The 7,934-nt window shown below is 69.7% G+C and carries 8 protein-coding genes; 5 read left to right on the top strand and 3 right to left on the bottom strand.

What is annotated here, in order from left to right:
- The 3 genes from D180_RS06330 to D180_RS06340 form a co-directional block, all read left to right on the top strand.
- Nucleotides 1–391 (top strand): hypothetical protein (locus D180_RS06330; RefSeq protein ID WP_017912126.1); only part of this gene is annotated, 391 nt, incomplete at its 5' end.
- 122 nt (nucleotides 392–513) lie between these two features.
- Nucleotides 514–1,149, top strand: a complete 636-nt coding sequence (locus D180_RS06335; RefSeq protein ID WP_043090567.1) for a hypothetical protein — start codon at nucleotides 514–516, stop codon at nucleotides 1,147–1,149.
- 11 nt (nucleotides 1,150–1,160) lie between these two features.
- Nucleotides 1,161–2,534, top strand: coding sequence for an XVIPCD domain-containing protein (locus D180_RS06340; RefSeq protein ID WP_017912128.1), 1,374 nt, complete (start codon nucleotides 1,161–1,163; stop codon nucleotides 2,532–2,534).
- Between the two features lie 144 nt (nucleotides 2,535–2,678).
- Here D180_RS06340 and bamE read toward each other — a convergent pair whose 3' ends face one another.
- Complete coding sequence (bamE, locus tag D180_RS06345; RefSeq protein ID WP_017912129.1) at nucleotides 2,679–3,257, bottom strand: outer membrane protein assembly factor BamE; 579 nt, start codon at nucleotides 3,255–3,257, stop codon at nucleotides 2,679–2,681.
- 165 nt (nucleotides 3,258–3,422) lie between these two features.
- Between bamE and D180_RS06350 the strand changes: the two genes are divergently transcribed.
- Nucleotides 3,423–3,626 (top strand): DUF465 domain-containing protein, encoded by a 204-nt coding sequence (locus D180_RS06350; RefSeq protein WP_017908896.1) that lies wholly within the window; start codon nucleotides 3,423–3,425, stop codon nucleotides 3,624–3,626.
- Entirely contained in the window at nucleotides 3,623–4,201 is a 579-nt protein-coding gene (locus D180_RS06355) for a DUF488 domain-containing protein (protein ID WP_017912130.1), read from the top strand. The genes D180_RS06350 and D180_RS06355 overlap by 4 nt, the downstream gene beginning before the upstream one ends.
- Nucleotides 4,202–4,271: 70 nt before the next feature.
- Here the strand turns inward: D180_RS06355 and D180_RS06360 are convergent, their stop codons facing one another.
- Complete coding sequence (locus D180_RS06360) at nucleotides 4,272–5,111, bottom strand: DUF2884 family protein (RefSeq protein WP_017912131.1); 840 nt, start codon at nucleotides 5,109–5,111, stop codon at nucleotides 4,272–4,274.
- A 215-nt stretch (nucleotides 5,112–5,326) separates the two neighbouring features.
- Nucleotides 5,327–7,934: glycerol-3-phosphate 1-O-acyltransferase PlsB (plsB, locus tag D180_RS06365; RefSeq protein WP_051064784.1), on the bottom strand; the 2,608-nt coding region annotated here is incomplete at its 5' end.

Here is a 7,934-nt window from a genome sequence, read left to right on the forward strand (position 1 = left end):
ACAGACCTGGCCGGCGCAGACCGATTGCGACCGGCTCGATGCGCTGTTCGAGCGGCTGCACGCCGCCGGCATCTGCGCGCTGGCCAATGCCGGCTACACCATGTCCGACGGTCACGTCGAAGTGAACCAGGCGGTAGCCGACACGCCGGACCGGCGCTATCACGGCTACTGCTTCTATCACGGCCAGGACATGGAGCGCGCGATCGACGGCGGTGGGCTGATGCTGGCCTTCGGCGATCTTGAAGGACGCGAGGACGCAGACCTGGCGGTCGGCCAGCAGGTCGCCGCGGCGTTGCGTGCGGCCGGCTTCACCGTGGACTGGGACGGCACGCCGCGCAAGCGCATCGATCTGCCCGGCTTCGTCTGGCAGCGTCGCGCCGACTGGGAGTGACGTTCCAGCGCGGCGTGGGCAGCGGCAGGCTGCGAGACGCCGATGCCCTGGCTACAATCGCGTGCTCATGTCTGACCGCGCCACGATGCGCGCGCGGTAGGCGTTTGACGGAGAGGCGTTTCATGGAGCGGATGCTGTATCGCAATCGCCGCGGGTCGCGGCACGTCGCCGGCAGGCGCCTGGCGCCGCGCGCGGCCCTGCTGCTGACCACCGCGTTGCTGGCCGCCTGTGCCGGTGCGCAATCTTCTTCCCCCTCGATCACCCCTGCACACACGGAGCGGACCATGTCGGAGATGACGCCAGAGCACCTGGCACAAGGCGTAGTACGGTTGATCCTGGCGATCGGCGGCAGGCAGGATCTGGTCGCCGCGCAGGTCGCGGCGCAGACCGGGCTGCAGGTCGAGGACGAGGGCGGGCATGCGTTCAGCGCATCCGGCACGCTCGCCGGCGGTGGCGGCTACACGCTGGAATCGGTCGCCGATGCCGACGCTGCGCCGCCGTCGCGGCTGGACCTGCGCTTCACCCCCGCGCCAGGCGTGGCGCCGGCGCAATGCACGCAATCGTTGGACGCGTATCGCCAGGCACTGGTCGCAGCCGGCTTCGTGCCGCGCTGGATCGCACCGCCGCGCCAGGGCAGCGCCGGCCGCTGGCATTTCGAACGCGGCGCGGTCGCCGTGTACGCCTTCGTCGGCAAGGACGCCGGCGAGCACGATGCGCAGGCGTGCGTGGAGATGCTGCAGATCCTGGTCGACGCCTGAGGAGCGCGGAGATGGCACACGACGACGAACGCCTGAAGGGCATGGTCGACACCTTCGCGCAAGCGCATCCGAAGGAAGGTCAGGCGCTGCGGCAGATGCTGGACAACACGCCGGAACTGCGCATGCGGGTGGAGCAGGCGATCGGGCAACAGCAGCTGTCCGGCTTCGCGCCCAGCCCCGAGGCGGGCACCGGATCGTACAGTCCGCGCACCGGACAGATCGAGTTGCCGATGGACGTGCTGGCCACGGCCAGGATGAACGCGCCGCGCGACGATTCGGCCAACACCGCCCGTATCGTGCTGGGCCACGAGATCGGCCATGCCATCAACAAGGCCGCCATCGACCGCAGCGATGCCGCGTTCGCCGCCAAGGTCGACGGCATCGCCGCCTCGCCCTCGCCGCACGACTACACCGCCACGCTCAAGGCCTACGGGCAGGAACAGCGCACCCGCGAGGCCAAGGACGAGATCGCCGGGGTCAACACGCTGGCCGACTACGTCACCCGCACCAATCCCAAGGCCACGCTCAAGGACCTGTACAACGCCAGCAGCGAGATGGCGAGCTACATCGACAAGCAGGGCGTAGGCAGCAAGGCCACCTACACCGCCAAAGATGGGTTGAGCTTCGGCAAGGACCTGAAGATCGATGCCGACAATCCGCGCAACGTGGAGGCGATGGGCAAGCTGTTCTACGACGCGCGCGGCTATCCGCAGAACTATGGCGAGCGCGCGCTGGCGCAGATCGCCGATGCCGAGGACCGGGCGCAGGCGCAGCACCCCGAGCGCACGCCGCCGGCGGTGCATGCCGACCTGAAGGCGGTCGGCATCGATGCCGCGCAGGTGCCGCGCGATGTGCTGCCGGCGGGATTCCGCGATGGTTCCGCACCGGCGCCGACACCCGAATCGCCTGCGCCGCGCGCCAGCGATCCGGCCGCCGCGCCGGGTGCCGCAGACCGCGCCCTGCACGAGCGGGTCCGCAGCGGCGTGGCCCAGGCCGAACAGGCGATCGGCAAGGGTTGGGACGACAACAGCGAGCGCATGACCGCCAGCCTGACCTTGCTGGCCAGGCAGAACGGCTTCAGCGAGCGCGATCAGCTGGCAGTGGGCTTCAACCGGCCCACCGCCGCGCACCAGGGCGGCGAACTGGCGTTCGTGTACCGCAACGGCGGCGACGTTTCGCCCGATCCCTACGCCAACCGCGCGCACATGCCCACCAGCGAGGCGATCGCGCGGCCGGCGCAGGAGACCTACCAGCAACTGCAGCAACTGGGAGCGCAGCAGGGGCAGGGGCAGGCGCAGCGCCAGGCACAGGAGCAGGAACAGGCGCTGCAGGCCTCGCAACAGGGCCCGACGCGGACCGATCCGCCGCAGGTGCTGAGCCGCTGAGCACAGTGGCCGGCGGGATGCGCCCAGCGCCCGCTGCCCTTGCGTCGCGCCATGGTCGCGGCAGGCCGCGGTCATGGCATGCGCTTCGCGCCGCCTCCGCCGAGGCGGAAGCGCGGCGCCATGGCGCGTGGAGTCGCGCCGGGCTTACGGCTGCCAGACCAGGTTCTGGGTCTTCGGATCGGCGGTGACCTTCTCGACCTTGCCGGCGCCGTCGAAGGACACCTGGAACTCGTTGAAGCTGTCGAGCCAGTAGCGCCACAGCGGCGCGTCCAGGCTCGGGTTCTCGCTGGTGATCGGATAGCCCAGCGCCATCAGCACCTGCTCGCGGGTCATGCCCTTGGTCACGCGGTTGGCGGCGATCGCCTCGCGGATCTTCGGCGGGTAGGCCGCCAGCTTCGCCGTGGGATCCTGCGCGACCACGTAGCGCTGGGCGAAGGCCTCGTTGCCCAGGTCGCGGCTGTAGTCGTTGCCGATCGACTGCTTCTTGCCGTCGATCAACACATTGACCCGGTAGCGGCCGTAACCGGTCACCTGCACCGGCGTGCCGGCCGGGATCACCCGCTTGCCGTCTTCGGCGTAGTTGCTGTCGCTGATCCAGCTGCCGTCGCTGCGCATGTTGCAGCACAGGAAGCCGGAGAACTTGGCATCGGCCGCCGCGGCCAGCTGCGGCAGGGCCGCCGCCAGGGCGAGGGCGAGAACAAACGGGGAACGGAACGAACGCATGGCTGACTCCTTTCGGCGCGGCGATCCTGCCGCGGGTGGCACGAGGGTGGGAGGGCACCGCCTCCGCCGCGGCGCCCGCGCGCATTGTGCCGGCTGGCCTGCGCCCGGCATAGCGGCGCGTTGCACGGTGACGGCGGACCGGTGGCCTGTGTATGCTCGAACCTCGTGGACACCCTGACGCCCGCCGAGATCTCCCTGCGCATCGACGCCCTGCGTCGGGAGCACCGCGCGCTCGACGAACAGTTGCAGCGCATCCCGGCCAATCTGGACGACGAGCTGGAAGCCAAGCGGCTGAAGAAGCGCAAGCTGCAACTGAAGGACTGCATCCTGCGCCTGGAGCATCTGCTGATCCCCGACGAACCGGCGTGAGCGCGGCGACCTTCTTCAGCGTCGGCCATTCCACGCGCAGCCTGGAGACCTTCCTGCATATTCTGCAGGGCGCCGGCGTCACCCGGCTCGCCGACGTGCGCGCCTTTCCGTCTTCGCGGCGGTTCCCGCAGTTCGACGGCAGCGCGCTGGCACCGGCGCTGGCCGCGGCGGGCATCGCCTACCGGCACTTCCGCGCCCTGGGCGGACGCCGCGGCAGGCAGCCGGGCGTCGATCCGCAGCGCAACGGCCACTGGCGCAGCGTCAGCTTCCACCACTACGCCGACTACGCGCTGGGCGACCAATTCGCCGAGGCGCTGGCCGAGTTGCAAGCCTTCGGCGAGGACGGCGCGTGCGCGGTCATGTGCGCCGAGGCCTACTGGCGGCAGTGCCATCGCCAGATCGTCTGCGACCACCTGCTGCACCATGGCCATCCGGTGGTGCACCTGATCGATGTCGGCCGCCAGGAGCCGGCCACGCTCAACCCGGCTGCGCGCAGCGACGCGCAGGGGCAACTGGTCTATCCGCCCGATGCGGCGGCTGCGGGGCCGCGCACCGGAGATCTGTTCGACGCCTGAGCGGTGCTACCGTCGCCGCAGGCCGCCAGCGCGGCGGCTGCGTCGCCACGCGCCAGCGGCGGCGTCAGGCTCAATGCGTTGGGACCGACGGCACCGTGACCGCATTGCTCCGCGGCGTATCGTCGGTACCGACGAGGGCGGCGGTGCTCTGCTCAGGCGTACCGTCCTCGGAGGTGGTGAGCAGGCGCAACGGCTGGCCGTGGTACCGGTATTCCAGCGCCTGCTGCAGCTGATCCAGCCGCGCCACCCGCGCGCACAGCGCCTGCGCCTTGGTTTCGATGCCCTTGCTGCGCGCATCCAGGCGGGCCTCGAGGGCGGCGTCCATGCGGTTGGCGCGCTTGTCGATGGCATCGGCGCGGCCCGTGACGATCTGCCAGAGCAGGTGGCGGGCGATGCTGCCTGAGAAACTCTCGGCCTGGGTCTGCACGTAGCGCTCGAAATTGCTGTCGAACGCGGTCTGGTCCCAGCGTCCCCTGCCGAGCGTGCCGTCGACGTATGCGTTGGCCTGCGTGCGTAGCCGCTCGATCTTGCGCGCATTGCCCGCATTGCCGGTCAGCACTTCGACGACGACGCCGAGCACGTCGTAACTGAGGTCGACCGTTTCGTGCGAGAGATCCGTCACCTCCGGCATCAGCGCGCGGGTCTCGCGCTCCATGTCCAGTAGTCGCTGCGCATCCGCGGCGCCGATCTGCTGCACCTGATGATCCACGCTCAGTTCGCCGGCATGGAAGAAGATCTCGCGCGGGCTCTCGCCATCGCGGGTGAGCCAGATGCCGCCAGTGTCGGCGAGCACGTTGAACGGTGTGCTCAGGCCGCACTGGCGCGAGGACACCTGCGGCCGATGGTCGTGCTTGCCAGCGTCGCCGCCCTGGTCGGCCCACGCGGGCCCGCTGGAGGCGGCAAGCAGCAACAGAGAGAAAAGAGGAGCTGTGCGCATCGCCGGAACCCGCAGCAGGGAGTTTCAAGCATGCTCGGGCCGCACAGGCCCACGGTCGCGTGTCGGAAGTCACTGTGCCGCGACGTCAACCGCCGCGCCGCAGTGATAACAGGGCGCCTTTATGCATGGCGCGTCGCCACGCGCCAGGATCTCACCGCATCACGACGGCAAGTGCTGCGACTGCCGCCTCAATCCTGCGGAACCGGCGGCTCCTCCACCTTCGCCGCTTCCGGGCTGACCCGCTCGATGGTGTGGCGCAGCTCACGGCCGAGGATGAACTTGGCGTCCTTCGCCCACGCATCCAGCCGTTCGTCGAACACCAGCTTGCTGTTCTCGTCGGGCCACACCAGCTTCAGTTCGCGCAGCTTCTGGATGAAGCCGCGGAACAGGGTCTTGTCGAAGAACTCCGGCGCGGCCGGTGCGTACAGCAGGCTCAGGCGTTGCGCGGCCTGCTGGCACAGGCTCTCCAGTTCGCCGGCGCCGAGCTTGCCCGGGGCGTTCTTCACCAGGACCGAGATGGCGATGTAATAGCGCTCGAACGCCTGTTGCAGCGAGTGGCCGATGGCCCGCAGGCGGAACACCTCGTCGGTCTGGCCGGTGTTGCGCGCCAGCACGCTGCCGTCGTCCTCGGCGAGCTGCAGCAGCAGGCCTTCGCGCACGAACACCTCGATGGTGCGTTCGATGCGCTCGGCGAACTGGTCCTCGCTCCACGGCAGGAACAGCTCCGCCTGCAGGAACGGGTACACGGTGCGGCCCAGCCGCAGCAGGCCGGCGCGGCTCATGCGGCGGTTGTTCTGGAAACAGCACGCCACCCACGAGGAGGCGGTGAACAGGTGCAGCACGTTGTTGCGGAAGTAGCTCAGCAGCACCGCGTTGTCGCCGTTGACGCTGAGCACGTCGCCGAGCGGATGCGGCGTGCGGGTGAGCACGTTGATCTCTTCGGCGTGGGCGATGATGCGCTCGGGCGAATGCGGGGTCACCGTGACCCGGTCCGAGTACGGCAGTTCCGCCAGCAGCTTCTTGCACAGTTCGATCTGCGCGATCAGGTCGGCCTCGCCCATGGCGTGCTTGGGCGTGGACAGCAGCGCCAGCGCCAGCAGGTTGACCGGATTGACGTCGGCGGCGGCGTTGATGTGCACCTGGATCTGCTGCGCCAGCGCATCGACGGTGCCGTTCAACCAGGCCGGTTTCTCGTCCTCGCCCAGCGGCTGGCCGTCCCATTCCGGCGCGCGCTGCGCCAGCACCTGGCTCAGCGGGATCGGCTCGCCGAAGTTCACCACCACCTGGCCGTAGTTCTGCTTGAGCACCTTGGGGATGCCCCACAGCAGCGCCCAGATCGATTCCTTCTCCTTGGGCCGGCCGCTGAGTTCGTCGAGGTAGCTGTTGCCCTCCATCAGCTTCTCGTAGCCGACGTAGATCGGCTGGAACAGCACCGGCTTGCGCGGCTGGCGCAGGAACGCGCGCAGGGTCATCGCGATCATGCCGCCCTTGGGCTGCAGCAGGCGGCCGGTGCGCGAGCGTCCGCCTTCGACGAAGTACTCGATCGAGTAGCCGCCGGCGACCAGTTGCGCCACGTACTCGCTGAGCACCGCCGAGTACAACGCGTTGCCCTTGATCGAGCGGCGGATGAAGAACGCGCCGCCCTTGCGCAGCAGGGTGCCGACCACCGGCAGGTTGAGGTTGATGCCGGCCACGATGTGCGGCGGCACGATGCCGCGTTCGTACAGCAGGTAGGACAGCAGCAGGTAGTCCATGTGGCTGCGGTGGCTGGGCACGTAGATCACTTCGTGCCCGGGCGCTGCGTCCTTGAGCTTGTCCAGGTGGTGGACCAGCACGCCGGCGTAGATGCGGTTCCAGACGTGGGTCAGCAGAAAGCTGGCCGAGCGCACCACCGGGCTGGAATAGTCGGCGGCGATCTCCCAGGCGTAGGCGTGCGCCTTGCGCCAGGCGTCCACCGGCTTGCTGTTGTCGCGCTTGGCCTGTGCGGCGATCGCCTCGCGCACCGGCTCGGCGGCCAGCACCTGGTCCACCAGCAGGCGCCGGGTCGACAGGTCGGGGCCGATCACCGCCTCGCGGATGCGCCGGAAGTGGGTGCGCAGCACGCGCTGCAGCTTGCGCACGGTGCGCTCGGGCGGCAGCCCTTCCTCCACCGTCTGCCGCATCGACACCGGCGGGGCGAAGCGCACGATGGTGCTGCGGCCGTTGAGCAGCACGCCGAGCAGGCGCCGGAAGCTGCCCACCAGCGCCCAGTTTTCCGAGAACAGCACGGCGAACCAGCCGCTCTGCTTGTCCGGGGCGCGGCCGACGAAGATCGACACCGGCACCAGGTGGATGTCCAGGTCCGGGCGCTCGCGGTGCGCCTGCAGCAGCTTGGCCAGCGAATCGGAGTGGGTCTTGGCGCCGCGCTGCTCCGGCAGCAGCGCGTGGTTGCTGCTGCGCCGGGACAGCGCCAGGTAGGCGCGCTTGCGCCCCAGCGGATCGCCGGGCAGCGGCACCAGCGGCGAGGGCAGGCCGGATTCGCGGCAGGCCTTGTCCAGGATCAGCGCGTTGGACAGGCCGTAGTCCTCCAGCACGTACACCACCGGGCGGCCGTCGTTGTACTGGCCCGGCTCGGCCGGTTCGATCTTCAGGCCCAGCCAGGGATCGGCCAGGCGGCCGAGCAGGCGCGCCCACAGCGGCCCCTTGGCCTGGCGCGCGGCGGTCGCGGCCACCGGCAGGGTGGAGGGAGCGGCGGTCGAGGAAAGAGACGCGCCGGGGTCGGCCGGGGAGGCGTCGGCGGGCGCACGTGCCGTGTCA

The organism is Xanthomonas sp. SHU 166 (assembly GCF_000364685.1).
GTDB classification, from domain to species: Bacteria; Pseudomonadota; Gammaproteobacteria; order Xanthomonadales; family Xanthomonadaceae; genus Xanthomonas_A; species Xanthomonas_A sontii.